The sequence below is a fragment of the Caballeronia sp. A2-2 genome (genome assembly GCF_057612605.2).
Map to the genome: position 1 here is coordinate 1435648 of NZ_CM172587.1, position 26763 is coordinate 1462410.

General features: G+C 63.1%; 26 protein-coding genes and 1 tRNA gene. 12 read left to right on the plus strand and 15 right to left on the minus strand.

All coding sequences use genetic code 11. The annotated features are described in order from the left end of the window. Positions 1-39 precede the first annotated feature (39 nt). Genes ACZCWR_RS06785 through ACZCWR_RS06815 form a run of 7 tightly spaced genes read left to right on the plus strand, consistent with a single transcriptional unit; the run spans position 40 to position 7281 of the window. Positions 40-738, plus strand: a complete 699-nt coding sequence (locus ACZCWR_RS06785) for a CDP-alcohol phosphatidyltransferase family protein (protein WP_487302934.1) — start codon at positions 40-42, stop codon at positions 736-738. After that, positions 735-1538, plus strand: coding sequence for a HalD/BesD family halogenase (locus ACZCWR_RS06790; protein WP_487302935.1), 804 nt, complete (start codon positions 735-737; stop codon positions 1536-1538). Before ACZCWR_RS06785 ends, ACZCWR_RS06790 begins: the two co-directional genes overlap by 4 nt. Further along, entirely contained in the window at positions 1535-2551 is a 1017-nt protein-coding gene (locus tag ACZCWR_RS06795; protein WP_487302936.1) for a flippase-like domain-containing protein, read from the plus strand. The genes ACZCWR_RS06790 and ACZCWR_RS06795 overlap by 4 nt, the downstream gene beginning before the upstream one ends. A 21-nt stretch (positions 2552-2572) precedes the next feature. Further along, positions 2573-3361 carry a phosphocholine cytidylyltransferase family protein gene (locus tag ACZCWR_RS06800; protein WP_487302937.1) on the plus strand — a complete coding sequence of 263 codons (789 nt, stop codon included), beginning with the start codon at positions 2573-2575 and terminating at the stop codon, positions 3359-3361. Next, positions 3358-5055 carry a phosphoenolpyruvate mutase gene (gene aepX, locus ACZCWR_RS06805; protein ID WP_487302938.1) on the plus strand — a complete coding sequence of 566 codons (1698 nt, stop codon included), beginning with the start codon at positions 3358-3360 and terminating at the stop codon, positions 5053-5055. Before ACZCWR_RS06800 ends, aepX begins: the two co-directional genes overlap by 4 nt. Further along, a complete protein-coding gene (aepY, locus tag ACZCWR_RS06810) occupies positions 5048-6217 on the plus strand; it encodes a phosphonopyruvate decarboxylase (RefSeq protein ID WP_487302939.1) in 1170 nt (389 codons plus the stop codon). Before aepX ends, aepY begins: the two co-directional genes overlap by 8 nt. Beyond that, a complete protein-coding gene (locus tag ACZCWR_RS06815; RefSeq protein ID WP_487302940.1) occupies positions 6217-7281 on the plus strand; it encodes a 2-aminoethylphosphonate aminotransferase in 1065 nt (354 codons plus the stop codon). Before aepY ends, ACZCWR_RS06815 begins: the two co-directional genes overlap by 1 nt. A gap of 7 nt (positions 7282-7288) precedes the next feature. Here the strand turns inward: ACZCWR_RS06815 and ACZCWR_RS06820 are convergent, their stop codons facing one another. The 9 genes from ACZCWR_RS06820 to hemN all read right to left on the minus strand — a co-directional run bounded on the left by ACZCWR_RS06820 (position 7289) and on the right by hemN (position 18256). After that, on the minus strand, positions 7289-7717 hold the full coding sequence (locus tag ACZCWR_RS06820) for a hypothetical protein (protein ID WP_487303272.1): 429 nt from the start codon (positions 7715-7717) through the stop codon (positions 7289-7291). Positions 7718-7815: 98 nt separating this feature from the next. Next, the gene (locus ACZCWR_RS06825) at positions 7816-9150 is read right to left on the minus strand and encodes a DUF1996 domain-containing protein (RefSeq protein ID WP_487302941.1); all 1335 of its coding nucleotides are present in this window, start codon (positions 9148-9150) and stop codon (positions 7816-7818) included. A 233-nt stretch (positions 9151-9383) separates the two neighbouring features. After that, entirely contained in the window at positions 9384-10712 is a 1329-nt protein-coding gene (gene guaD / locus ACZCWR_RS06830) for a guanine deaminase (RefSeq protein ID WP_487302942.1), read from the minus strand. Between the two features lie 24 nt (positions 10713-10736). Next, positions 10737-12107: an NCS2 family permease gene (locus ACZCWR_RS06835; RefSeq protein WP_487302943.1), complete on the minus strand. Its 1371-nt coding sequence runs from the start codon at positions 12105-12107 to the stop codon at positions 10737-10739. Between the two features lie 15 nt (positions 12108-12122). Beyond that, on the minus strand, positions 12123-13145 hold the full coding sequence (locus ACZCWR_RS06840) for an adenosine deaminase (RefSeq protein WP_487302944.1): 1023 nt from the start codon (positions 13143-13145) through the stop codon (positions 12123-12125). A gap of 21 nt (positions 13146-13166) precedes the next feature. Beyond that, a complete protein-coding gene (gene xdhC / locus ACZCWR_RS06845; protein ID WP_487302945.1) occupies positions 13167-14204 on the minus strand; it encodes a xanthine dehydrogenase accessory protein XdhC in 1038 nt (345 codons plus the stop codon). Between the two features lie 413 nt (positions 14205-14617). Next, entirely contained in the window at positions 14618-15136 is a 519-nt protein-coding gene (locus ACZCWR_RS06850) for a disulfide bond formation protein B (protein ID WP_487303273.1), read from the minus strand. A gap of 126 nt (positions 15137-15262) precedes the next feature. Then, positions 15263-16642, minus strand: coding sequence for an amidase (locus ACZCWR_RS06855; protein ID WP_487302946.1), 1380 nt, complete (start codon positions 16640-16642; stop codon positions 15263-15265). A 249-nt stretch (positions 16643-16891) separates the two neighbouring features. After that, positions 16892-18256 (minus strand): oxygen-independent coproporphyrinogen III oxidase, encoded by a 1365-nt coding sequence (gene hemN, locus ACZCWR_RS06860; RefSeq protein ID WP_487302947.1) that lies wholly within the window; start codon positions 18254-18256, stop codon positions 16892-16894. A gap of 110 nt (positions 18257-18366) precedes the next feature. On the opposite strand from hemN, the gene ACZCWR_RS06865 reads away from it, so the two are divergent. The 3 genes from ACZCWR_RS06865 (at position 18367) to ACZCWR_RS06875 (ending at position 20220) form a co-directional block, all read left to right on the plus strand. Next, positions 18367-18660, plus strand: a complete 294-nt coding sequence (locus ACZCWR_RS06865; RefSeq protein WP_487302948.1) for a YkgJ family cysteine cluster protein — start codon at positions 18367-18369, stop codon at positions 18658-18660. 75 nt (positions 18661-18735) lie between these two features. Further along, entirely contained in the window at positions 18736-19323 is a 588-nt protein-coding gene (locus ACZCWR_RS06870; RefSeq protein ID WP_487302949.1) for a DUF1439 domain-containing protein, read from the plus strand. 63 nt (positions 19324-19386) lie between these two features. Then, complete coding sequence (locus ACZCWR_RS06875; protein WP_487302950.1) at positions 19387-20220, plus strand: undecaprenyl-diphosphate phosphatase; 834 nt, start codon at positions 19387-19389, stop codon at positions 20218-20220. Positions 20221-20274: 54 nt separating this feature from the next. Here ACZCWR_RS06875 and trmB read toward each other — a convergent pair whose 3' ends face one another. The 3 genes from trmB to ACZCWR_RS06890 all read right to left on the minus strand — a co-directional run bounded on the left by trmB (position 20275) and on the right by ACZCWR_RS06890 (position 21801). Further along, positions 20275-20997 carry a tRNA (guanosine(46)-N7)-methyltransferase TrmB gene (trmB, locus tag ACZCWR_RS06880; RefSeq protein ID WP_487302951.1) on the minus strand — a complete coding sequence of 241 codons (723 nt, stop codon included), beginning with the start codon at positions 20995-20997 and terminating at the stop codon, positions 20275-20277. A 113-nt stretch (positions 20998-21110) separates the two neighbouring features. After that, positions 21111-21185 (minus strand) — tRNA-Gly (locus ACZCWR_RS06885). Positions 21186-21240: 55 nt separating this feature from the next. Further along, positions 21241-21801 carry a YggT family protein gene (locus ACZCWR_RS06890; RefSeq protein WP_487302952.1) on the minus strand — a complete coding sequence of 187 codons (561 nt, stop codon included), beginning with the start codon at positions 21799-21801 and terminating at the stop codon, positions 21241-21243. Positions 21802-22614: 813 nt separating this feature from the next. Here ACZCWR_RS06890 and ACZCWR_RS06895 point away from each other — a divergent pair. Both ACZCWR_RS06895 and ACZCWR_RS06900 read left to right on the plus strand, forming a co-directional pair. Further along, positions 22615-22776, plus strand: coding sequence for a hypothetical protein (locus ACZCWR_RS06895; RefSeq protein ID WP_487302953.1), 162 nt, complete (start codon positions 22615-22617; stop codon positions 22774-22776). 283 nt (positions 22777-23059) lie between these two features. After that, positions 23060-23377: a hypothetical protein gene (locus ACZCWR_RS06900; RefSeq protein WP_487302954.1), complete on the plus strand. Its 318-nt coding sequence runs from the start codon at positions 23060-23062 to the stop codon at positions 23375-23377. Positions 23378-23448: 71 nt separating this feature from the next. On the opposite strand, the gene ACZCWR_RS06905 is transcribed toward ACZCWR_RS06900, so the two are convergent. The 3 genes from ACZCWR_RS06905 to ACZCWR_RS06915 are packed head-to-tail and all read right to left on the minus strand — an operon-like array spanning position 23449 to position 26715. Beyond that, a complete protein-coding gene (locus ACZCWR_RS06905; RefSeq protein ID WP_487302955.1) occupies positions 23449-24117 on the minus strand; it encodes a LysE family translocator in 669 nt (222 codons plus the stop codon). A 7-nt stretch (positions 24118-24124) separates the two neighbouring features. Continuing rightward, positions 24125-25120, minus strand: a complete 996-nt coding sequence (locus tag ACZCWR_RS06910; protein ID WP_487302956.1) for an asparaginase — start codon at positions 25118-25120, stop codon at positions 24125-24127. After that, complete coding sequence (locus ACZCWR_RS06915; protein ID WP_487302957.1) at positions 25117-26715, minus strand: UbiD family decarboxylase; 1599 nt, start codon at positions 26713-26715, stop codon at positions 25117-25119. Before ACZCWR_RS06915 ends, ACZCWR_RS06910 begins: the two co-directional genes overlap by 4 nt. Positions 26716-26763 lie beyond the last annotated feature (48 nt).

The window sequence follows — 26763 nt, forward strand, 5'->3', positions numbered from 1 at the left end:
TATATGCAGATTTACTGGAATCGAGCTATATTCGCGGTCATGACAAAATCGTGTCCGCCCCTGCCAAAAATCGTTCCCGAGCCCACCACGTGGGACGCCCGGCTCGCTCGCCGGCTCGTCACGCCGCTCCTTGGAACGCCGGTCACTCCTAATCATCTGACGACACTTCGCCTCGCTATTGGTCTCGGCGGCGCGTACTATTTATCGCTCGGTCAGTTTTGGTTATGCACGTTGGGCGCCTTGCTCATCGCGCTGTCGAACTTCGTCGATCACACGGACGGCGAGCTTGCGCGCATCAGCGGACAATCGAGCAAGATCGGACACCTCTACGATCTCGCGTGCGATGCGCTCGTCACCGTGCTGCTGTTTCTGGGCATCGGGTTTTATGTGGGCGTGCATCATCCGAATATGGTCGTGCCTGCGCAATGGTTGGGCGGGCTGGCGGGCGTGGCGGTGGCGCTGATTTTCTACTTGCGCATGCGGATCGAATCGATGATCGGCAAGTCCGGCACGCAGCAGGCGGCCGTGGCCGGGTTCGAGACGGAAGACGTGTTGTATCTGCTGCCGGTCGTGACCATTCTGAACGGCATGACGCCGTTTTTGATCGCCGCGGCCATCGGCGCGCCGTTGTTCGCGGTGGTGGTCGCAATCGACCATTCGCGCGTGGCGCGACGCATGCAACGCCATGCGCGGCAGACATCGGGCAAGGACGGCAAAGACTTTCAGGCGGTGCGATGAGCGATACGGCAATTCCGGTCAATGAACGCAGCACTGAAGCACGTATCGGGCATCCGTCGCCGCGCGATATCGACGCGACGCTGAACGCGCGCCTCGCCTCGCTGCACACGCCCGAATTGCGTCGCGAATATGAAGGGCAAGGCTCGTTTCTCTACATCGAAGACTTTCTGCCGCGCGATTTCACCGAACGCCTGATCGCGGCGGTGCGCGATGTCACGCCCGCCGTGAACCGCAACTATCTGCCGGGCCACAAAGCGGGCGGCAGCGTCAGCCGTCACACGCTCGACAGGCTCGCGCCGTTCATCGCGGACCTGTACCGTTCCGAGGCGTTCATCAAGTGGCTCTCGGCAGTTACCGGCGACACGCTGCAAGTCTCGCCCGCCGACGATCCGCACGCCTACGCGCTGTACTTCTACACGCGTCCGGGCGATCACATCGGCTGGCACTACGACACTTCGTATTACGACGGACGCCGTTACACGGTGCTGCTCGGCGTCATCGACGATTCCTCGTGCCGTCTGGATTACGAACTGCATACGCGCAATGCCGATATTCCCGATCAGCCCGGCTCGGTGCAGTATCCGCCGGGCGCGTTCGTGCTGTTCGATGGCGACAAGCTGCGTCACCGCATCACGCCGCTCGGCAAGAATGAAATGCGCGTGTCGCTCACCTTCGAATACGTGACCAATCCGAACATGAAGCCGTTTCAGCGCTTCATCTCGAACATGAAGGATTCGATCGCGTACTTCGGTTTCCGGCAGGTCTTTCGCCGCAAGGGCGGCAAGACCGGCGACGCATGAGCCGCGCGGGCACCTTCCTGCTGTCGGCTGGTGTGGTGCTGTTCGTCGCGCTGCTCGGCTGGCAAGGTTTCGGCTCCGTCGCCTCGACGCTCGCGGCCGCGGGCTGGGGGCTAGTTGCGGTCGCCGCGTTCCATCTCGTGCCGCTCGTCATCGATGCCTTCGCCATCAGCATTCTTTTTCCGCAACATGAGCGCAGCGTCGCGTTGAGCAACGCGCTGCTGGCGCGCTGGTGCGGCGAGTCCGTCAACAGCCTGATGCCCGCAGGCCAGATCGGCGGTCCCATGCTGATGGTCCGCTATCTTGCGCAACGCGGCATGCGCGCGCGGGACGCTGCCGCCGTGATCACCGTCAGCACGACCATGCAGACCGTCGCGCAGCTCATCTTCGCGCTGATCGGCGTGGTGCTGCTGATGGGCTACGCCACCGGCGGCTCCACCACCACCGTGACGATCGCCGTGCTCGCGGTCATCGGCGTGATCGGCGCGATGATCCTCGGGTTCTATCTGGCGCAGCGGCGCGGCCTGTTCGGCCGTGCAATGCGCTTCGCCTCCGGCATCGCGGCGAAGTTTTCCGCGCGGCGCGACTGGTCCTCGCTGGTCACGCGCGCCGAAGCCGTCGATGCCGCCGTCCACGATCTCTACCGCGAGCGCGGCAAGGTGGCGGCGAGCTTCGCGTTGAGCTTTATCGGCTGGATCGTCGGCACGGGGGAAGTGTGGCTCGCGCTCAGTTTGCTCGGGCATCCCGTCGGCTGGACCGAAGCGCTGCTGCTCGAAAGTCTCGGCCAGGCCATTCGCGGCGCGGCCTTCGCCATTCCCGGTTCGCTCGGCGTGCAGGAGGGCGGCTATCTGCTGCTCGCGCGCCTCGTCGGTTTGCCGCCGGAAACGGCGCTCGCGCTGTCGCTCGCCAAGCGCGCGCGCGAGTTGCTGCTCGGCGTGCCGGGCATCGTCTATCTGCATTTCGTTGAAAAAGGCTGGCAGCGCCGCCGTCTCGCGCGTGTGCCGGATATCGACTGATCACCCTGGAACGAAACCAACATGCGCGCAATTATTCTTGCGGCCGGGATGGGCTTGCGCCTCGTGCAGCCCGAAGGCCAGCAAAAGCCCAAATGCCTGCTGAGATTCGGCGATGCCTCGCTGCTTGAGCGTCATCTGCATTATCTGAAGGCGGCGGGCGTCGATGAAGTCGTCTTCGTGACCGGCTTCAAGAGCGAGCAGATCGAGGCGGAACTCGATGCGATCGACTGGAAGCCCGCGACGGAAATCGTCGTGAACGATGAGTTCTCGCTCGGTAGCGTGCTGTCCGTGCACACCGCGCGCGAGGCCATGACACGCGGCGGCGACATCCTGCTGATGGACGCCGACGTGCTCTACGACGAGCGCATTCTCGCGCCGCTGGTGGCGGGCGCGAGCGTGAACCGGCTGCTGATCGACCGCGATTTCGAAGCCGGCGACGAACCCGTGAAGCTGTGCGTGGAAAACGGCGTGCCGGTCGAACTGCGCAAGCAAGTGGCGGCCGGTTTGAAGTACGACACCATCGGCGAATCGGTCGGCTTTTTCCGTTTCGACGAAGCCACCGCCGCGCGGCTCGCGCAAATCTGCGCGGACTACGTGCAGTCGGGCCGCGCGAAGATGCCGCACGAGGAAGCCGTGCGCGACCTGTTGCTTGAGAATGTGCAGCACCCGACCCACGTGTTCGATATCGCCGATGTCACCGGCGCGCCGTGGATCGAAATCGACTTTCAGAACGACGTGACGCGCGCGGCCGACGAAGTGCTGCCGCAACTGAACCCGCTGCAACAGTTCGCAGGAGCCTCGCAACAATGAACGCACCCACGCAAATCCCGGTTGGCTATTCGCGCACGCTGCGCCTGCGCGAGATGCTGCAAAGCAACCGCCTCGAATTCCTGATGGAAGCGCACAACGGCATCTCCGCGCGCATCGCGCGGGAAGCGGGCTTCAAGGCGATCTGGGGCTCGGGCCTGTCGATTTCCGCGCAGTTCGGCGTGCGCGACAACAACGAAGCAAGCTGGACGCAGGTCGTCGATAACCTCGAATTCATGGCGGATGCCAGCGACCTGCCCATTCTGCTCGATGGCGACACGGGCTATGGCAACTTCAACAACGTGCGGCGGCTGGTGAGGAAGCTGGAGCAGCGCGGCATCGCGGGCGTGTGCATCGAGGACAAGCAGTTTCCGAAGACCAACAGCTTCATCAATGGCGAGGCGCAGCCGCTCGCCGACATGGACGAGTTCTGCGGCAAGATCAAGGCGGGCAAGGATTCGCAGAGCGATCCGAACTTTTCCATCGTCGCGCGCGTGGAAGCACTGATCGCGGGCTGGGGCATGGAAGAAGCGCTCAAGCGCGCCGAGGCGTATCGCCAGGCGGGCGCGGACGCCATTCTGATCCACTCGAAGCTGTCCAAGCCCGACGAAATCCTCACCTTCGCGCGCGAATGGGCGGGGCGCGGTCCGCTCGTCATCGTGCCGACGAAGTACTACAGCACGCCGACCGATGCCTTCCGCCAGGCGGGCATCAGTTGCGTGATCTGGGCGAACCACTTGATTCGCGGCGCGGTGTCGGCCATGCAGGCCATCGCCAAGGAAATTCACGACAGCGAGACGCTGGTGAACGTGGAAGACCGCATCGCGACGGTGAACGAGATTTTCCGTCTTCAGGATGCCGATGAATATTCGGCGGCCGAGAACATCTATTTGTCGGCGGCGAGCGACAAGCGCAGCGCGGTGGTGCTCGCGGCCAGCCGGGGCGCGGGGCTGGAAGCGGTGACGGCGGATCGTCCGAAGGTCATGCTGCCGGTGGCGGGCAAGCCGCTGCTGCGTCATCTGGTCGAGGCGTTCAAGAAGGAAGGCATCAACGACATCACGGTGGTGGGCGGTTATCGGGCGGATGCCATCGACAAGGGCGGCATTCGTCTGGTCGTCAACGAGCAGCACGAGACGACCGGCGAACTGGCGTCGCTCGCGTGCGCAGTGCGGCACATGAACGGCGATACGGTCATTTCCTACGGCGACTTGCTGTTCCGCAGCTACATCCTGCGCGATCTGGTGGAGACGCAAAGCGATTTCACCGTGGTCGTGGATTCGTCGCAAACGCCGCAGCCAAGCGACAACGCGACCGATTTCGTCTATTGCTCGACCGCCGACGACCGCGCGCTGTTCGGCCAGAAGGTGTGGCTCGACAGCGTGGTCGGCGCGGGCCAAAGCCTGAGCGCGGGCCGCGTGCCGCAAGGCCGGTGGATCGGCCTCATCAACGTGCGTGCGTGCGCGCGTGAGCGTCTTGCCAACACGCTGGCCGAATTGCAGACGCGCCCGGACTTCGACAAGCTCGATACGGCCGCGCTGCTCAATGCGCTGATCGCGGCGGGCGAGAAGGTGGAAGTGCAGTACGTGCACGGCCACTGGCGCGGCGTCAACGATCTCGACGACTTCCGCCGCGCAGGCGATTTCGCGCACGGTCAGACGCCTATCGGCACGGAAGGCATGGAGAACGCGCGTGATTGAAGCCGCTCAGTTCGTCGAGGCCGCGCGCGAGCGCGGTTTCGACTGGTACGCGGGCGTGCCGTGCTCGTTCCTGACGCCGTTCATCAACTACGTGCTTCAGGACGATTCGCTGCATTACGTATCGGCGGCGAACGAAGGCGATGCCGTCGCGCTGATCGCGGGCGTCGCGCTCGGCGGCGCGGGATTTGGTGGCGCGAAACGTCGCGGCATCGCGATGATGCAAAACTCCGGGCTCGGCAACGCGGTGAGTCCGCTGACTTCGCTGACCTGGACATTCCGCTTGCCGCAATTGCTGATCGTGACGTGGCGCGGCCAGCCCGGCGTGCACGACGAGCCGCAGCACGCGCTCATGGGTCCGATCACGCCGCACATGCTCGAAGCCATGGAGATACCGTGGGAGTTGTTTCCCACCGAAGCCGATCAGATCGGCCCGGCGCTCGACCGCGCGACGGAATACATGGACAGCACGGGAAGGCCTTACGCGCTCGTCATGCAGAAGGGCAGCGTCGCGCCGTTCGAGTTGAAGAAAACGGGCCTCTCGGGCGTGCGCGCGAACGACAAACCCGCGCAAGTCACGCGCCATGAAGGCGAGCGCGTCTCGCGTCATGCGGCGCTGGAAAAAGTCATCGCGCATACGCCGAAGGATTCGACGGTCGTGCTCGCATCGACGGGATTTTGCGGCCGCGAACTCTACGCCATCGACGACCGCGAGAACCAGTTGTATCTCGTCGGCTCGATGGGCTGCGTCACGCCGATGGCGCTCGGCCTCGCGCTTTCGCGTCCCGATCTGCGCGTGGTCGCGCTTGATGGCGACGGCGCCGCGCTCATGCGCATGGGCGCGTTCGCGACACTCGGCGCATACGGCCCGCCGAACCTTGTTCATCTGCTGCTCGACAACGGCGCGCACGAATCGACGGGCGGACAGGCGACGGTATCGCGCGGTATCGACTTCGCGTCGATCGCGTCGGCGTGCGGCTACGCGCTCGCGCTGGATGGCGACGACATCGGCGTGATCGATTCCCTGTTCGAAGCACGCAACCTCGATGGCGCACGCTTCGCGCGTCTGTCGATTTCAGCGGGCACGCCCGGCGATTTGCCGCGCCCGAAGATCACGCCCGAAGACGTGCGCGCGCGTCTGCAACAACACATCGGAGGCCGCTGATGCTGCTGCTCAATCCTGGTCCCGTCACGCTCACGGAACGCGTGCGCAAGAGCCTCTTGCAGACCGACCTGTGCCATCGCGAGCCGGAGTTCTTCGACTTGCAGGACGAGGCGCGTCAACGGCTCGTCGCGGCCTACGAACTCGATCCCGCCAAGTGGAGCGCCGTGCTCATGACCGGCTCCGGCACGGCGGCGGTGGAAAGCATGATCGCCGGGCTCGTGCCGGACGGCGGGCGGCTGTTAATCGTCGAGAACGGCGTGTATGGCGAGCGCATCGCGCAGATCGCGCAGCAGTACGGCATCGATCACGAAGTCGCGAAATACGAGTGGATGCAGGCACCGGACATCGATGCCATCGTCGCGCGGCTGGATGCAGGCACGTTCACGAATGTCGCGATCATCCATCACGAGACCACGACCGGGCGGCTCAACGCGCTCGATGCGCTGTCGCAAGCGTGCGCGCAACGCGGCATCGGTCTGCTCGTGGACGCCGTGAGCAGCTTCGGCGCGGAGGCCATCGATTTCGACGGCGGCGGCATCGTCGCGATTGCGGCGACGGCGAACAAGTGCCTGCATGGCGTGCCGGGCGCGGCCTTCGTGATCGCGCGCCGCGATGCGTTGCAGCACGCCGCGAGCCGCACGTATTACCTCGGCATCGCGCGGCTGGCGAAGTTACAGGATGCGCGCAACACGCCGTTCACGCCGTCTGTGCATGCTTATTACGCGCTGGTCGAAGCGCTGCGCGAGTTCGAGGAAGAAGGCGGCTGGCGCGCGCGTCATGCGCGTTATGCGGTGCTCGCGGAACAGGTTCGCGCGGGACTGGCCGCGCTCGGGATCGAAAGCGCGTTGCCGGCGGAGGAGTCTTCCGTGGTGCTGCGCGCGTATCGATTGCCTGCGGGCGTCACCTACGAAACGCTGCACGACGCGTTGAAAGCGAAGGGTTACGTCATCTACGCAGGGCAGGGCGGCTTGTCGAAGGAACTGTTCCGCATCTCGACGATGGGCGCGCTCGATGCCGACGACATGGCGCGGCTGATTGCATCGGTCGGGGAATTGATCCGCTGAGAAAGCCTCAGGGCTTGCAGAAGATCGCCGTGATGAAGGGCGCGACGTGGTGGATCGCCGCGTCGCTGCCCGCCGCGCGGACTTTCTGCTCCACTTCGTCATCGCCGCCCCAAACCACCGCACCGTAAGCCGAATCCGCAATCGGCTCGCCCTTGCCGGGCTGAAACAGCGGGTCGTCCTTCTGATACCCCACCACCGCATAGACCTTGAAGCCGTAGGCCGTGAGCACCGCGCCTTTAACCGGCCGGAACGCATTCACCGAATTCGGCTCGATACGCATGGGCTTCGCTTCGATCAGATCGTCCTCGATCAGCGGCGCGATGAAGTCATGCGCATTGGACTGGCAATCGAGCTTCGCCTCGATGGCGCGGGCGAACACAGGCGCGGCAAACGCCAAAGTCAAAGCGACGAGCAGAACCCGCGCGACGTGCTTCATGGAACGCATTGCAGACGATGGATGCGGCTGAAGTGAAGGAGAGCCTACACTTTATCGGCAATGCAAAGGAATTGCTGGATTCCCCGGTCGATGCGTTCTCAGTTCAGAAATAGCGCAGGCGCAAACACGCCATCCTTCGATGAAAACACCACCGTCTTGCCCGTCTTGTTGCGGATGCAGATGCCCGTCATCGGCGTGGCGGCGGCAATCGTGCTTTTCACGAAGCCGGTCACATCGTTCAGGCGCGTCTGGTTCGCGTTGTCCAGATAGATGCCGCCGATCGATACCGGCGAGCAGTCCGCGCCCTGCGGAAGATGGTCGGTATCGTTCCATACGGTCGTCGCGCCGTACAGCGAGATCGTGATCGCGCTCGTGTCCGTGATGTTCTGTCCCATCGTCTGCAACTGCGCCTTCGTCCACGGATAGTCGGTGGTGTTCACGGGCGTCGCGAACTTGAGGAAGATCGTATCGCCCGGACCCACGCGCAAGGTGTCGCCCGTCGCGGTCGGCGTGCCGGATGCATCGGTCCAGACATCCGCGATGGCGGGCGAGTAATACGCGGGAAGCGTGTTGTTGCACGCGGTATTCGCGTTGGAACATTTGTCGATGGCATAGCGCATGGTGTCCGCTTTCCACGCGCTGATGAAATCCCCATGCGCCGTGTAGAGCGAACCCCATTGCGGCACCCACGCGCCGTTTTGCAGGAACGGGTCCATCGACAGTTGCGCGGTCGAAAGATCGGGGTCCTGTCCGAGCGAGTATTGAACGTTCGTCTGCAACTCGGGAATCTTCACCGGATAACTCGATGGACACGTGCCGTCCTTGTTGCGATAGGCCATGTTCCCGATATGACTTTTAAAGTCCGGCTTCAGATGCACGCCATCCCAGCAATCGGGAAAATGCACGGAGATGTTTAACTGCGAGTACGTGCCGCCCGAATCCGTGACGACCGGGCAATTCGTCGGCGCAACGGTCGTGTAGCCGCCGCCGCGGCAGAGGTAGTTGATCTGCGGCTTCGGCTGGCTCGACATATGATCGCCCGCGAGCATTTGCAGACCGGCCGGAATGACTTGCAGCGGCACCACGGGCTGGTCGTTCTTGTAGTACGTCTTCGCGAAATCCGGCTTGACGATGCCGGATGCGCGCTTCAATTGCGGCACCCAGTACGCGGAAGCATCGGCGATCACGTTGCAGGACGTGACCTTGTTCGCGTCGAGCGTGCCGCCGTCGCTGAAGGCGTCGGTCTTGGTGTTGCCGAAGAACTCGTGGACCATCGCGGAGCCGGGCGCGCCGTAATGCACGATGGAATCGTCCGGCAGCGTATGCGAGTACGTGCAGTTGACGTTGAACTGACCACCCGCGTGCACGTGCGGCGAGATCAACCACAGGCCGATGCACATCGCGCTCAGCATCGTTATTTTTGGACGAGTCACGGCAGCCTCTCATCGGTGAAGACGAACGGATCGGCGATGCTTGTCAGGAAGCATCGTCGGTACGAAAAGGGAGGGCGCGCGCTGCCAGACCAAGCATATTCGATGCAAGCGCGAGGTCAAGGCGACTTAGGACGCTGATCGATGACGACGCGTGCAACATCGTGGGTAAACGGAAAAACGCGGATCGTTCGTTTTCGTCAATCGAACAATCCGCGTTTTTTGAAGACGTTGAATCAGGCCGCGAGTTCCAACCGCGCCGTCTGCCGTGCATCGCGCGAATGCACGCGCTTGCCTGCTGCGTACGTTTCGAAAACCGCACGGTCATCGCCGAGCAAGGCGAACGCGAACAACAATTCTTCGAGCGATTCCGTGCGCGCCATGCGTCGCGAGAGCAACGGCGTGGCGTTCGGATCGAGCACGACGAAATCCGCCTCGCTGCCTGCTGCGAGCGTGCCGATCTTGTCGTCGAGTTCGAGCACTTGCGCCGCGCCCGTGGTCGCCAGCCAGAACATGCGCGTGGCCGTCAGATGATGCCCCGTCAGCCGCGCGACCTTGTGCGCTTCGCTCATCGTCTGAAGCATGGAGAACGACGTGCCGCCGCCGACATCGGTCGCCAGCGCCACCGGCATGTTCGATTCGCCCGCCTTCTCGAAGTCGAACAAACCGCTGCCGAGAAAGAGGTTCGATGTCGGGCAATGCGAAGCCACCGCGCCGGTTTCCGCCATGCGCGCGCGGTCGCGTTCATCGAGATAGATGCAATGGCCATACACCGCGCGACGACGCAGCAAGCCGTAGTGATCGTAAATATCCAGATAGCTGCGATGCCCCGGAAACAGGCTTTCGACCCATTTGATCTCGTCGGTGTTTTCCGCCACATGGCTCTGGATGAACACGTCCTGATGTTTCTGCGCGAGCGCGCCGCACGCTTCCAGTTGCGCTTCCGTCGAGGTCGGCGCGAAACGCGGCGTGAGCGCGTAATGCTGCCGCCCGCGACCATGCCAACGCGCGATGAGTTCGTCGCTGTCGTCGTAGCCGGATTGCGCCGTGTCGCGCAAAAACTCGGGGCAGTTGCGATCCATCAGCACCTTGCCCGCGACCATGCGCAGATTGCGCGACTCGCTTTCGGTGAAGAACGCATCCGCCGACTGCTTGTGGACCGTGCAATAAACCAACGCCGTGGTCGTCCCGCACGCCAGCAGTTCGTCGATGAAAAAGCGCGACGTCTCACGCGCCACCGCCGGATTCTCGAAGCCGCGCTCGGTCGGAAACGTGTACGTGTTGAGCCACGGCAACAGACCCGGCGCGGGCGAGGCGATCATGTCCGTCTGCGGATAGTGAATGTGCGAGTCGATGAAACCCGGCACGATCAGCTTGTCGCGCATCGTGTGGACGGTCGCATCCGCCGCGAGCCGGTCGCGCACCGACGCATACGCGCCCGCCGCGATCACTTTGCCGTCCTCGACGATCAGGAGGCCATCGGCCTCATACACCGCGCCGTCAGCGGCATGCGCGGGATCTTCCCGGAAGGTCAGCAACTGGGCGCGGTAGGCGGTCTGAGTCATGGTGCAACGTCTCCGTTTCTGGGTTTAAAGCTGTGAAAGCAGCACTAAAGAGAAGGCCGCGATGATCCACATCGCCGGCTTGATTTCCTTCGCGCGCCCGGTCGCCGCCTTGAGCACGACGAAGGCGAGAAAGCCGTACGCCACGCCATCGGTGATGGAGTAGGTCAGCGGGATCAGGATCATCGCGAGGAAGGCGGGAATGGCTTCGTCGAAGCGATGCCATTCGATCTGCGTGATCGATTCCATCATGAACACGCCGACCAGCACGAGCGCGGGCGCGGTCGCGATGGCCGGCACGAGCGACAGCAGCGGCGAGAGGAACAGGAATGGCAGGAAGCACAGGCCCGCGACCACGGCCACCAGCCCCGTGCGCCCGCCCGCCGAAATGCCCGCCGCCGATTCGATATACGCGTTCGCCGGGCTCGTGCCGAGCGGCGCGGAAATCAGCGCGGAGAACGAATCGACCATCATCGACTGGCGGATGTTGCGCGGGTTGCCGTCCTTGTCGTAGAGCTTGCCCGCTTCCGAGATCGCCATGAAGGTGGAAAGCGCATCGAAGAACGAGGTGAACAGCATCACGAAGATGAACGGCCAGTAGACCACCTTCAGCGCGCCCATCAGATCGAGTTGGCCGACGGCGGAAAAGTCCGGCGCGGAGAACAGGCCGTTCCAGTTGACGAGCGTTTTCGTGGCGATGGCGGCGGGCCAGTACGCGGTGCCGTCGCCATAGAAGCGGCCGATGGGAATGGCGATGATCGTCGTGAACACGATGCCGATCATCAGCGCGCCGGTGATCTTGCGCGCGACGAGCACGGTCGTGACAGCCAGCCCGATCAGGAACGTGATGACCACGGGATTCAACGACGCCGAATGCACGATGGTGACCGGATCGCCCACCACGAACTTCGCGTTGACCAGCCCGATCAGGCTGATGAACAGTCCGATGCCGCACGACACCGCATGCCGCAGATTCGCGGGAATGGCATCGACGACGAGCTTGCGCGCGTTGAAAATGGCGAGCACGGCGAAGATCACGCCCGCCCAGAACACACAGCCGAGCGCGGTCTGCCACGGCATCTTGCCGCCGTGAACCATGACGAAGGCGAACAGCGCGTTCATGCCCATGCCGGGCGCGACGAGCACCGGATTGCGCGCGTACAGACCCATCGCGCAACTGCCCAGAAAACTCACGATGACGGTGGCCGTGAGCGCGGCGGGAAAGGGCACGCCCGCCTGCGAGAGAATGCCCGGATTGACGACGATGATGTACATCGCCGTGAGAAAGGTCGTGATGCCCGCGACGACTTCCGTTTTCGTGCGCGAACCCGCCGCGCGAATGCCGAAGAAGCGTTCCAGTGTGGTGACGTCGCGTTCGATTGTTGCTGTCGTTTCCATGCGCGTGCTCTTTGCTTAGTGCTTCCAGTGCGTGTCCAGGCGCGCGATCATCGCGGCGCGTTCTTGCTCGGTGACGAACGAGGCTTCGAGGCTGTTGCGTAGCAGCGTGTAGACCTCGTGATCGTCGAGCTTCAAGGCATCGACGATGGCGAAGTAGTTCGCGTTGACATAGCCGCCGAAGTACGCGGGATCGTCCGAATTAATCATGACCGCGACGCCCTGGTCGAGCAGATCCTTGAGCGTGTGCTTGGTCATGTCGTCGAACACGCAGAGCTTGATGTTCGACAGCGGGCACACGGTCAACGCGATGCGTTCATCCGCGAGACGCGCGACGAGTGCGGCATCTTCGATGCTGCGCACGCCGTGATCGACGCGATCGACTTTCAGCAGATCGAGCGCTTCGTACACATACGACGGCGGTCCTTCCTCGCCCGCATGCGCGACGAGCTTGAGGCCGCGTTCGCGCGCCTTCGCGAACACGCGCGCAAACTTCGACGGCGGATGCCCGCGCTCCGACGAATCCAGCCCGACGCCAATCAGCCGATGCTTGTACTGTTCGAACAAGGGCAACGCGCTTTCGTACGTGGCGAGGGCATCGTCTTCGGACAGATGGCGCAGGAAGCACAGAATCAGCTTCGAGGTGAGGCCGCGCTTTTCGCCTTCGGCCAACGCGCGTTCGATGCCTGCAACCACGGTTGCGATGGAAACACCACGTTCCGTATGCGTCTGCGGATCGAAGAAAATTTCGGTGTGCGTGACGTGGTCGGCCAGTGCGCGTTCGACATAGGCCATCGTCATGTCGTAGAAGTCCTGCTCGTGGAGCAGCACGCTCGCGCCTGCGTAATAGATGTCGAGGAACGTTTGCAGATCGGTGAACGCATACGCGGCGCGCAATGCGTCGATGGAGTCGTACGCGAGCTTCACATTGTTGCGCTGGGCCAGCTCGAAAATCAGCTCCGGTTCGAGCGATCCTTCGATATGGATGTGCAGCTCCGCCTTCGGCGCGCGCGCGATCTTATCGGCTAGTGTGGGATTCATGGGCTTTTGGGGTTGGGATTGTCAAACGGTTTGCTGCGGTGATGAAGGTGATGATGACGACGACGCGCGGGCTGGCGCGTTGGCTTCGACCGCCTGCAACAACTGGGCTGCTGCTGCGACGGCGATGACTTCGGGTGCCTTATCGACGATTCCGTCCACGCCGATCGGGCAGATCATGCGTGCGACGAGCGCCGGATCGAACCCGTGCGCGACGAGCCGGTGCTCGAACTGCTTCTTCTTGGTGTGCGAACCGATCATGCCGAAGAACGCAAAATCGTTGCGCGTGAGGATACGTTCGGCCAGCGTGTAATCCACCGTGTGGTTATGCGTCATCACGATGAAGTACGCGCGCGGCGGCGCATTATCGACCGCTTCCTCGGGAATATCCGTCGGCTCGATGCTCACGTTGCCCGGCACGAACTGCGCGGCGGGGAACGCGGCGTCGCGCTCATCGACCCAAGTGACGTGACAGGGCAGCGTGGCCAGCACGCGCACGAGCGCCGCGCCCACATGGCCTGCGCCGAACAGCACGACCTGAAAATCGTTCGGCGCGATGGTTTCGGTCAGCAGCGCGCCGCTTTCGCGGAAACCGGCGCCGTCCCAGAGAAGACAGTCGGCGTCGGTCGCGCCCGGTTCGGGATCGGAGAGCATGACGGCATCGGGCGCGGGCGCGAACGACACGCTGCGCACGGTCGAGAGACCTTGCGCCGTGCGTTTCGCAAGCGTCGTGACCCAGTTCAGGTCCGATACGTCGAGCCGCTCGAAAGCCAGCACCACCGCGCCGCCGCAGCACTGACCTAGACTCGGGCCGAGCGCGAAACGTTCGAGCCGTCGCGCGCGCGGCGTGCGCATGCCGTCCTTCAGCACGCGCCGCGCCGTTTCGATGGCCTTCCATTCCAGATGCCCGCCGCCGATGGTGTAGCGCGCGTCCTCTCGCGTGACGATCATCTTCGTGCCCGGCTCGCGCGGCGCGGAGCCTTCGACACGCGCGACCGTCACGAGCACGGCGGCATCGCCATGCGCGAGCAGGTGTTGCAGGTCGTTCAGCCAAACTTGCATCGAGGAAGCTCCGGAAAGGGGGAAGGGTCGCGGTCGTTGTCGCGCTAGTTATCGTCGTCGCAGTCGCTAGTTTACCGGGGACGGCGCGGCGTGCGGACGCCAACGGTCATTCGCACAGGACGCGCGAAACCGTTCGAAAGCAGGCGGAAGGGAGCGGATGGTGTGCGTTGTCATGACCGGGGAGACATTGCGGACCGGGCGCGCGTTACGCGGTTTCCGTTGGCGCGGCAGCGGGGGCCGGGGCAAACGGACTGCGCGCACGTAGATCGCCATCCAGTTCCGACCTTAACACCTCAATATCCCAAAAATATTTTCGGGCTGATATCAAGATTATTCGGATGGACTGATGCGCGAAAGAGGCAGACGCCGCGCGGACGGCCAGCGTCCACGGGCGCAGAACAAGCGGGAGAGATTCAGCGCGCCGCGGTGCGCAGCCTGCGCTTGAGCCGCAGACTCAGGCCGACGAACAGCAAAATCAACGCGAAAGCGATCAGCGACCATTGCGGCAGCGACAACCCGAGAATAGGCGGATACGGCGTTTCGCACAGGCCCGCGACCTTGAAAACCTGCGGCAGCCAGTGCGCGGGCGGCAGACCATCGACGATCGGCTGAAGCGCGTCGAACCCGCAACTGAAGCCGGGATGCGCCTGCACGTACACATGTCGCACCGCCGCCGCCAGCCCGCCGAGCGCTGACAACGCCACCAGCGTTTCCAGCAGCGCGATGCCGCGCCAGTTATTGAAACCCGCGCCCAGAAACGCGAACACCGCGATCAGCACGAAAAAATACCGCTGGATGATGCACAGCGGGCACGGATCTTCGCCCTGAAAGAATTGCAGATAGAGCGCGCCGCCCACTAAACCGAGACTGACAAAGCCGAGCAGCGTCAGCAGCCGTCGTTCGCGGCGCATGACGCGGTCATCCTGGTGCATCGTGAAGTGATTCAAGGAATGGTTCATTGTTTCGCAGCGAGACGAGAAGGAAGTACCTGAGTCGCGGGGCATCGCGGTGAATTCTAGCGCGAACGCTCCATTTCAGAAATTGTTGCCGGGTCGCGCTCAGCGCGTGGTTCCGAGCACGGCCTCCACCGCGCGTCCGATCGAGAGCAGCGTGTCGTCGTTGTTCGGTGCGCCCGCCAGCATCAGGCCGACCGGGGCGTCGCCGCGCGGATGGCACGGCAGCGAGAGCGCGCAGGCGTCGAGAAAATTGAAGGCGGTCGGATTGCGCAGGATCAGCGCGTTGGTGCGCATGAAGGCGTCGTCGTCGCGTTCCAGTTCGGCGATGCGTGGCGGCACAACCGGCACGGTCGGGCAAAGAATGGCATCGAAACGTTGCCAGAGCGTGGTGCGCGCTTCCTCGATCATTGCCGCGCGCGCTTCGCATAAGTCGATGTAGTCGGCCGCCGTCGCCGATTCGGCGCGCGTGAGCCGCGAGAGCACGCGCGGGTCGTACTGCGCCGCGTGTTCATCGATCAATTTGCGATGCCACGCGTACGCCTCGATCCCGACCAGGCTAAAGCGGCTGATGGTGGGCAACCGGTCCAGCGGCGCGAACCGCACATCTTCGATGCCCGCGCCCGCCGCCGCCAGATGATTGATGGCCGCCGCAACCGCCTGGGCGACGGATGCATCCACATCGTCCGTGACGTAGTTCGTGAGCACGCCCAAACGTACCCCTTCGAGCGGACGCGTGGCGGGCACGTCGGGATCGCGGCCCGCGAGAATGCGGTCCACCAGCGCGCAGCACGCGACCGATACGCCGATCGGCCCGAACGAATCGAGCGTTTTGGACAGCGGCACGCCGCCGTGTTTCGGAATGCGGCTCGCGGTCGGCTTGAAGCCCGTCAGGCCGCACAGTGCAGCGGGAATGCGGATGGAACCGCCCGTGTCCGTGCCGAGCGCGATGGCCGCCATGCCATCCGCCACCGATGCCGCCGCACCCGACGACGATCCGCCCGCGATGCGTTCACCGCCCGCGATCTGCGCGTGATACGGCGAGCGCGGCGTGCCGTAGTGCGGATTCAGGCCTAGCCCCGAGAACGCGAACTCGCTCATGTTGGTACGCCCGACGATCACCGCGCCCGCGCGACGCAGCCGCGCGACCGTCACGGCATCCGCTTTCGCGGGCGGCGCGTTGGCGAGTACGCGCGAACCCGCGCTCGTGACTTGCCCTTCGATATCGAACAGATCCTTGATGGACACCGGAATGCCCGCGAGCGGCGAGAGTACCGTGCCCGCGCGGCGCAGCGCGTCGTGAGCATCGGCGGTGGCGCGGGCGCGTTCGGCATCGACCGAAATGAAAACGGTGGAGCCTTGTCCCGACGGGTCCGCGATCCGTTCCAGCGCCGTCTCGACGAGCGCGCGGCTCGTCGTGCGGCCGTGGCGAAGATCGGCGGCGAGTTGGGCAAGCGGGGCAAACTGCGGCGATGTGATTGGCATGGCGTCGTGCAGTGGCGAGACGTTTCGCAAGGCGCGCGGCGCGACGCTCGCCGGGTGTCTCACGAAACAGCGGCCGGATGACGCGTCGCGCGCGGCATCGGCACGTAAATGGACGAGCGCCTGCGGGACGCTCAAGATGCCTGACATTCTAAGCCAGCACGATAAGGATTACCCACTTCGCGCCGCGCTTATGCCGAATGGATGAGGGTTCGCGCGATTGAATCGCTGGATGAAAACAGCAATGTGCGCTCAGATCGTGCGTGAAAAGCGCTGCAAGTTGGCTTGTCCCAGATAACGGTCGAACACGGCGGCAATATTGCGCACGAACATCCTGCCTGCGGGCAACACGCGTAACGCGTCGTCTGTCAGTTCGATGAGACCGTCATCGATCATCGGCGCGAAGCGCGTGAGTTCATCGGCGAAGGTCGTGTTGAAGTCGATGTCCACCTCGCTGAAATTCAGCGTGCCGCCGCACATGATCCGCATGACGATGTCGCGCCGCAGCCGGTCGTCCGCCGAAAGCCGCAGCCCGCGCGCGATGGCGAGCCGCCCGTGATCGATGGCCTCCGCGTAATCGGCGAGATCGCGCGCGTTCTGCGCATACACATCCCCCACCTTGCCGATGGACGACGCGCCTATGCCGATCAGATCGCAATCCGCCTGCGTGCTATAGCCCTGAAAATTGCGTTGCAGCGTGCCCGCGCGGTACGCGTGCGCGAGTTCATCGCCGGGCAGCGCGAAGTGATCCATGCCGATAAAGACATAGCCCGCGCCGCTCATGCGCTCGATCACGCGTTGAAGAATCGCGAGACGCGCGGCGGGCGAGGGCAGCGTCGCTTCGTCCATTTGCCGTTGCATCTTAAAGAGCGCGGGCATGTGCGCATAACCGAACACGGAAACGCGGTCCGGTTTCATGTCGATGATCGTATCCAGCGTGCGCGTGAAACTCTCTACCGTTTGATGCGGCAGCCCGTAAATCAGATCGACGCTCACGGACGTGAAGCCCTGTTCGCGCGCGGCGTCGAGCACGGTTTCGGTCATCGCGCGCGGCTGAATGCGGTTGATCGCGCGCTGCACGGTTTCATCGAAATCCTGAACGCCGAGGCTCAGGCGATTGAAGCCCAGTTCGCGCAGCAACGCGATGGTGTCCGCCGAGGCTTCGCGCGGATCGACTTCGATGGAATATTCGGCGCGCTCGTCGGCCACGAGCGAGAAGTATTCGGCGGTCGCGGTCATCAACTCGCGCATTTCGGTGTGCGAGAGAAACGTGGGCGTGCCACCGCCCCAATGCAACTGCGTGACCGGACGCGAAGTGTCGAACAGCGCCGCCTGCATGGCGATTTCGCGTTTCATGCGCTCGAGATACGGGCGGGCATGCGCGCGGTTCTTCGTCGCGATCTTGTTGCAGCCGCAGTAAAAGCAGACCGTGTCGCAGAACGGGATATGGAAGTAGAGCGACAGATTCGCCGATGGCGCGCCTTCCATCGCGGCGCGATGATAGTGCGCGGGGTCGAAGGTATCGGTGAACTGAACCGCGGTCGGATAGGACGTGTAGCGCGGACCGTTCGCGCTGTAGCGTTCGAGCAGGTCGGGACGAAAGAGAGCTTCTTGCATGGCAGTGGGCCTGAGCGTTTTTCCGAGTGTAGCGAGGCAAGACGCGCGAGGCTTGCGTGAAAAGGTCGCAGCGCGTGGGAGAATGACGCTTTCTGCGCGCTTTTTCTCTCATGTCCGTCGAAACATCATCGCCTCATGCGTGCCGCGAAGGATGCGGTGCGTGTTGCATCGCGCCTTCCATTTCGTCGCCGATTCCCGGCATGCCGAACGGCAAGCGCGCGGGCGAACGCTGCATCCAACTTAATGACGATCTGCGTTGCCGGATCTTCGGCGATCCGCGCAGGCCGAAGTGTTGCAGCGGATTGCAGGCATCGGCGGAAATGTGCGGGGAGACGCGGGTCTATGCGCTGGCTTATATAGAAAGGCTGGAGCGAGACACGCAACCTCAGCCGAAACCGCATTGACGTTCGCCGGTCCAATCGCCAAACTGCGGCGCGGCGCTTTTAGATCGCGCTGAGCTATTCCCCGGAGGACTTCGCATGACCCATCGCCCCGCGCCGACCCGGCGCCGGTTCCTGTTCGACGCCGTCGCTGCGTTATCGGCGCTCACGCTCGCGCCCGTCAGCCGTGCCGCATCCATCTTTCCGTTCATTCCGGACCACTACACATTTTCACAGCAGCAGGTTCAGGACGCGGTCGCGCGGAAGTTTCCGCTGCATCGCACGGCGTCGCAAATCTTCGAAGTGCTGTTGAGCAATCCTGTCGTTGGCATGGCGCCGGACTGTAACCGCGTGACGGTTCGTGTCGATGCCAAGCTCGCCACGCCGTTCATGCCGAATCCGGTGGCCGGCGTGCTCACGCTCTCGACGCAACTCGCCTACGATGCCCCGAGTCTTTCGGTCGTGCTCGTGTCCCCGAGCGTCGACGATGCGCAGTTCACCGGCGACGCCGCGCAATACAACCAGCAGATCGCGTCCATCGGCGGACAACTCGCGGCGCAATTGCTCGACCGTTATCCCATCCACACGTTCAAGCCGGAAGAGCTTCAGTTCGCCGGGGTTTCTTACGAACCCGGTACAATCACAGTCCTTACAAACGGCATACGCGTGCAGATCGTCGAGAAGTAGATCGAAATCCTCTCGCGGCGTGCTCCAAACCAACGGCTATAACAGCGAAGAAAGGGCTGAAGGATGGACTGGATCCTCATGATCAAGGCGCTCGTTCTGGGCGTCGTCGAAGGCTTGACCGAGTTCTTGCCTGTTTCAAGCACGGGGCATCTGATCGTCGCGGGAAGTCTGCTCAACTTCACGGATGCGCAATCGAAGACGTTCGACGTCGTCATTCAATTCGGCGCGATTCTCGCCATCTGCTGGGAATATCGCGCGAAGATCGCGTCGGTGGTCGTGGGCCTGCCCACGCGGCCGGATGCGCGGCGCTTCACGTTGAACGTCATCATCGCGACGATTCCGGCAATCGTGCTTGGCCTCGCGCTGGAGAAGCACATCAAGGCCGTGTTGTTCTCGCCGGTGCCGGTGTCGATTGCGCTGATCGTCGGCGGGATCGTGATTCTCTGGGCGGAAGCGCGTCAGCGTGAGCGCAAGACGCCGGTGCGCGTGCATTCGGTCGATGATCTCTCGTACTCGGATGCGTTCAAGGTCGGTCTCGCGCAATGTCTCGCGCTGATTCCGGGCACGTCGCGCTCGGGGGCGACCATCATCGGCGGGATGCTGTTCGGGCTGGAACGCCGCGTCGCCACGGAGTTTTCGTTCTTTCTCGCGATTCCGATCATCTTCGGCGCGACCTTGTACGAGATGGCGAAGTACTGGCGCACGCTCACCGTCAACGATCTCGGGCTGTTCGCCATTGGTCTCGTGGCGGCGTTCGTGAGCGCGTTCGTGTGCGTGCGATGGCTGCTCCGTTACGTGGCATCGCACGATTTCTCGGCGTTCGCGTGGTATCGGATCGGGTTCGGCTTGCTGATTCTGATCGTCGGATACAGCGGCGGATTGAGTTGGGCCGATTGATTCTCCGATGCATATGAAAACGCCACGGCTTGCCGTGGCGTTTTTCATTGCACGTTATTTTCGGCGGAAGATCAGATCCCACACGCCATGCCCCAGCTTCAGCCCGCGCGTCTCGAACTTCGTGATGGGACGATAGTCCGGGCGAGGCGCATAGCCATCCGCCGTGTTCTCGAGCGCGGGCTCGCCCGAGAGAACTTCGAGCATCTGTTCGGCATAGTTTTGCCAGTCGGTCGCGAGATGCACATAACCGCCGGGTTTGATGCGCGACACGAGTTGCGCGACGAACTTGGGCTGGATCAAGCGGCGCTTGTGATGCCGCGCCTTGTGCCACGGGTCCGGGAAATAGATATGCACGCCGTCCAGACTCGCCGGCGCGATCATGTGCTCCAGCACTTCCACGGCGTCATGCTGAAGAATTCGAATGTTGCTCAACGATTGCTCGCCGATCAGCTTGAGCAGCGCGCCCACGCCTGGCTCATGCACTTCCACGCCGATAAAGTCATCGCTCGCACGCGCGGCCGCGATTTCCGCCGTGGTCCCGCCCATGCCGAAGCCAATTTCCAGCACGCGCGGCGCGCTGCGGCCGAAGATCGCGTTCCAGTCGGCGGGTTCGGCCGAGTAAGGCAGCACGAAGCGCGGCCCGAGTTGATCGATGGCGCGCTGCTGACCCGGCGACACGCGTCCCGCTCGCGTGACGAAACTGCGAATGCGACGGTGACGAAGGTTAGAGGCGTCGTCTTGCGGAGTGTCGTCGGCGTGTTGGGGATCGTGGTTCATGGCGAAAGGCGGAAAGCAGGAATGCGGCGTTGGATTGCTCGATGACGTGATCGACGTGATGACATGCCCCGAAACCAAAAAGCCGCCTGAGGAGGCGGCTTTCGCTGTGATTCTGGAGCGGGCGATGGGAATCGAACCCACGTCTGTAGCTTGGGAAGCTACGGTAATGGCCATTATACGACGCCCGCGAGAGCCAGCTATTGTAAGCGCAACGCCCTTCGCCATGCAATGTGGCGCTGCGCTTCAGATACCGAACAGCGTCATCGATACCGCCACGCGCGTCACGACCATCAGCAACACTTGCACGATCACGAACAGCAGAATCGGCGATAGATCGATGCCGCCCAAGCGCGGCAAAATGCGACGCAGCGGATCGAGGAAGGGCGCCGTGATCTGGTAGAGAATCGGCATGGCGGGCGACTGCGGATTGAGCCACGACAGCAGCGCCATCAAGATCGTCACCCAGATGATGAGGTTCAGCGCCCACTTGACCACCGTCAGCAGCGCGACGAGGAAGATCATCGGCAGCATCGTGGTGGGGTCGATGTTCGCAAGCAGGATCATCAAGGTCACGTAGATCAGCGCCGAGATATAGGCGGCCAAGAGGCTCGCCCAGTCGATCTTGCCGCCCGGCATGATCTTGCGCAGCGGCAGCACGATCCAGTTGGTCGCCTGCATCACGGCGTTCGAAACCGGGTTGTACGGCGGCAGGCGCACGACCTGCATCCATGCGCGCAGCAGCAGCGCAGCGCCGAACAAGGTGAAAAGGGTATTGAGCAGAAAGCGGGCGACGTCGCCGAACATCTCGGTCCTCTCGAAAGCGTAAGCGGCACAGGCCGCGCGAAGGTCGGTTAAGCGAAAAAGGGATGCGCGGCTAGGCGAGCCGGTCCGCAGGATCGAAGCATGCCGTCGCGCACAGGCCGCGAGCATGAAACTGCGAGCGTCCGTTCGCTCGGAACGGGTCGTGAATAGTGTCCATGATCTTTGTTCGTTCTCTTGACCGGAGTGTCGTGCAAGGATGGCCGCGACCGAGGCTGACCGATGCCATGCACGCTTTTTTCAGGCGCTGCGTTCTTGTTCCATTCTCGCTTCCCGGCGCTCGGAAACCCCGCCCATCGAATACTGAGATGGGGCGCCGGACGTCACCATAACATGGCTTGCACACGGCTTGGGAACGTTGTCGAACGCCGCGCGAGCGTTTGGCGGACATCGACATGAAAGCCGTGTGAAAGTCGCGCGCAAGCACTGCGTGAAACGGCGCGCGGTCCGGCGATCGTTCGTGTTGTCAATTCGAGACGTCCGCGAAGGGCGCAGATCACGCAAAACTGGCACGATAGACAAAACGAAAATGCGATGCAGTGGGGCGCGGCGTGCAACGAATCGAATCGGGCAAAAATCCACCGCGATCAGAAAAAAGCCGAATACATAAGGAAAAGATTTCAGACGGCAAGTGCGCTTCGACACATGCAAGCCCGATTAAGTGTTCCTTTGCGTACATCGGCCGTCATTGACAGCGCGGATTATCAAATTAAAAGAGGGGATCAGCCCAAAGCCAAAAAATGCCGTCTGCGCGCACGCGCTCTACACAGGTTTCTTTCGCAACGTACGGAGGTCGCCATGAGCATTTTTTCTTACCGGAAGCATTTGCGATTCTTGAGTCAGGCCCAACGCCGTTGCTGGTGGGATCAGAAGAAGCGCCTGACGCCGCGTGTCGTGATCGGTGGCGCGTATGTCCCGCCGAATGTCACGCGTGAATTCGCTTATGTGAAAGTCGGCTGATCGAATTAAAGGTATTACTTCAAAAGCCCCGCTGTGCGTCAGGTACGGCGGGGCTTTTGATTGGAGTTGTAAATATGCGTTACTTGTTAAAGGCCGTCTGATGTCGCGATGACCGAAGTAGCCCGTCGCCAGTGTTCGAATTGCCTTACACGCTGAAACTTCCGTTAAGGAACTTGCAATTTGCTACAAATGGGTTCTGCAACGACTGTGCTTTTTCGATAGATTGGATTCTGTACCGCCGTGCGTGCTGGATGGCCAGCCGAAAGCGGCGAGGAGAACAAACGTGAAAAAGATCAGTCAGTTGTTGGTTGCAGGCGCGTTGGCTGCCGGTTTTTTAGGCGTGGCGCAGGCGCATGTGTCCGTGGGCATCGGCATCGGGGTGCCGGCTTATCAGGCGTATCCGGCGTATCCGGTTTATGCGCCGCCGCCGCAACCGGTGTATGTCGCGCCGCCGCCGCCCGTCATGTACGCGCCGCCGCCTCCGCCGGTGGTTTATGCACCGCCGCCTCCCGTCTATGTCGGAGGAGGATATGGGTACTACGGCCGGCCGTATTATCGTCACCACGGTTACTATCGGCATGGGCCGGGATATTGGCACTGAGCCGTCAGGGCGAATAAAAAAAGCGATGCAGCTAAACCTGCATCGCTTTTTTGTTTGCGCGATGAAAACCTTCAGGACGCCGCGTTGACGATCAAATCGCGGTATCCGCTCACGATCACGCTGTACGCGAAGTAAGCGAACAATACCGCCGACATCACATGACACGCGCGCAGCAAACCTGCGCCGGCGCGTTTGCGTCCGTGGCTTGCGAGTGTGCAGATGAAGAGCGTCCAGCCCAGTCCGCCGCAGAAAAAACCCGTCAGAAACACGGACGCACTCACCGGACTGCTCGCACCGGCCTTCGCGATGAGCGCGCCGCCCACCGCCGCGAACCAGATCATCGCGCTTGGCGACGACACCGCCAGCAGGCATCCGCGAACGAAGCTCTTGAGGTGACTCTGGCGCGGCGTCCGCAGATCCGCTTCGCCTTCGACCGGCGGCGCGGACGCGGGATACAGCGCCTCGCGCGCCATCTTCCACGTCAGGAACAGCAGCACGATCGCGCCGCCGATCCACACGACCCATCGCACGGGCGCGAATTGCAGCAGCGCCGACATGCCCGCCAGCGCCAGCGCCGCATAGAACAGATCGCCGAAACACGTGCCGAGACCGAGCACGAAGCCCGGCCTGAACCCATGCGACAACACGAGCGAGATGATCGCGACATTCGCGATCCCGATATCCAGACACAACGACAGCGACAGAAAAAAACCGTCCGACAGCAGCGACCACGAATGCATTTTTTCGTTATGGATGAGGGTGAAGATCGAAACTCACGTCGAGCCGCCCGGTGGGCACGTTCATGGTGTTGCGCATGGATGGATGACGCATATCGTCCAGCGCGCGCCGTTGTTCGTCCGTGCCGATGCCGAGCAAATCCAGCACGCGCACGACGATCGCCTGAATGACGAAGCCGTTGCCATCCTCGACCTTCACCGCGATGCCGATCGCGCCTTCGGGACGCTTCACGCCGATGGCATAGCTCGCATCCGCGCCGGTCTTGCCGACGAGCGCGCCGTCGAACGTGCGCATGAGGCGCGTGCAGAATCGTCCATCGCCCGCGACGAGTTCGGGATACGACGTCATCGCGCGATAGATGCGCGACAGCGGCGCGCCGTCGGGCGCATCGGCCAGGCGGGCGAAGAAGCGCGCGAGACGATCGAGCGGGAACGCGGGCGTCGGCAGATTGCAGCCGTCGATGGCCCATTGCACGTTGTCGTCACGCAGATCGAGCGCGCGCGCCATGGTGCGCTTCACATGCGCCTGCAACGGATGATCGGGCAAGTGGTAATCCGCCAGCGGCGCGTTCATCGCGCGTGCGCCCGCGAGCATGCCGGCGTGCTTGCCCGAACAATTGCTGCACACGGCGGTCGGCGTGAAGCCGCGCTTGATCCAGTCGCGTTGCACGGCGTCCGAAATCGGCGGATGACCGCCGCAGCGCAGATCGCTTTCGTCCGCGTGCGCTTTGGCGAGCATCGCGCGCACGCCTTCGATATGACGCGGCTCGCTGCTGTGCGATGCACACATCAGCGCGAGATCGGCGTCATCGAAACCGAAGCGTTCCAGCGCGCCCGTTTCCATCACGGCGAGCGCCTGCGCGGGCTTGGCCGCCGAACGCGGCAAGGTCACGCGATGCGGATCGCCGAACGAATGCAGCAGGCGGCCCTGCGCATCCACCACGGCGATATGCGCCGTGTGCGTGTTCTCGATGACATCGCCCCGATAAACCGTCGCTGCGATCATGGCTTGTCCAGTCCGATTTCGGTCCACAGATCATCGACGCGACGCTTGACCGCTGCATCCATCACGATCGGGCGGCCCCATTCGCGCGAGGTTTCGCCGGGCCATTTGTTGGTGGCGTCGAGCCCCATCTTCGAGCCGAGACCCGCCACGGGCGAAGCGAAATCCAGATAGTCGATCGGCGTGCTGTCGACCATCACCGTGTCGCGCACGGGATCGACGCGCGTGGTGATCGCCCAGATCACTTCCTTCCAGTCGCGCACGTTCACGTCTTCATCCACCACGACGATGAACTTCGTGTACATGAACTGCCGCAGGAAGCTCCACACGCCGAACATCACGCGCTTGGCGTGGCCGGGATAACTTTTCTTCATCTGCACGATGGCCATGCGGTAGCTGCATCCCTCGGGCGGCAGATAGAAGTCGGTGATCTCGGTGAATTGCTTCTGCAACAGCGGCACGAACACTTCGTTGAGCGCGACGCCGAGCACGGCGGGTTCGTCGGGCGGCTTGCCGGTGTAGGTCGAATGGAACACGGGATCACGCCGCATGGTGATGCGCTCGACCGTGAAAACCGGAAACCACTCCTGCTCGTTGTAGTAGCCGGTGTGATCGCCATACGGGCCTTCGAGCGCGTGCTCGTAACGCGCGCTTGCACCGGCGCTCGGGCGCGGCGGCGCGCCGGGCGGAGCGGGCGGCACATCGCCCGTTTGCGGATGAATGAACCCTTCCAGCACGATCTCCGCGCGCGCGGGCACTTGCAGCGTATCGACGCCCGGCGTCATGCACTTCGCGAGTTCGGTTCGCGAGCCGCGCAGCAACCCCGCGAACTGATATTCGGACAACGAATCAGGCACCGGCGTAACCGCGCCGAGAATCGTGGCCGGGTCCGCGCCGAGCACGACGGCGACCGGATACGGCTTGCCCGGATTGGCGAGCGCGAACTCGCGAAAATCCAGCGCGCCGCCGCGATGCGCAAGCCACCGCATGATGAGCTTGTTGCGCCCGATCAACTGCTGCCGGTAGATGCCGAGATTCTGGCGCGGCTTGTTCGGCCCGCGCGTCACGGTGAGTCCCCATGTCAGCAGCGGTCCGGCGTCGCCGGGCCAGCATGTTTGAATCGGCAGGCGGTTCAGGTCGACGTCATCGCCTTCCCAGACGATCTCCTGGCACGGCGGCGAACTGACCGTCTTCGGCGCCATGTCCCACACCGCCTTGGCGAGCGTCAGCAGCTTGCCGGCATCGCGCAGGCCCTTGGGCGGTTCGGGTTCCTTGAGCGCGGAGAGCAGACGGCCCACATCGCGCAGCGAACCGAGCGCGGCCGTGTCGCTGCCGAGCGTGGCATCGGCGCTCACCGGCGTTTCCGTTTCGATGCCCATGCCCAGCGCGACTCGGCGCGTCGTGCCGAACAGGTTGGCGAGCACCGGCATCGCGTGACCGACGGGTTTTTCGAAAAGCAGGGCAGGCCCGCCCGCGCGCAACACGCGGTCGGACAGTTCAGTGATTTCGAGAACGGGGGAAACGGGCTGCCGAACGCGGCGCAATTCGCCGAGCGCTTCGAGGCGGGCGGTGAAATCGCGCAGATCTTTGTATTTCATCGATGAACGTGTGAAGACTCGGGGCGCTCGAAGGAGCGGGACGGCTGC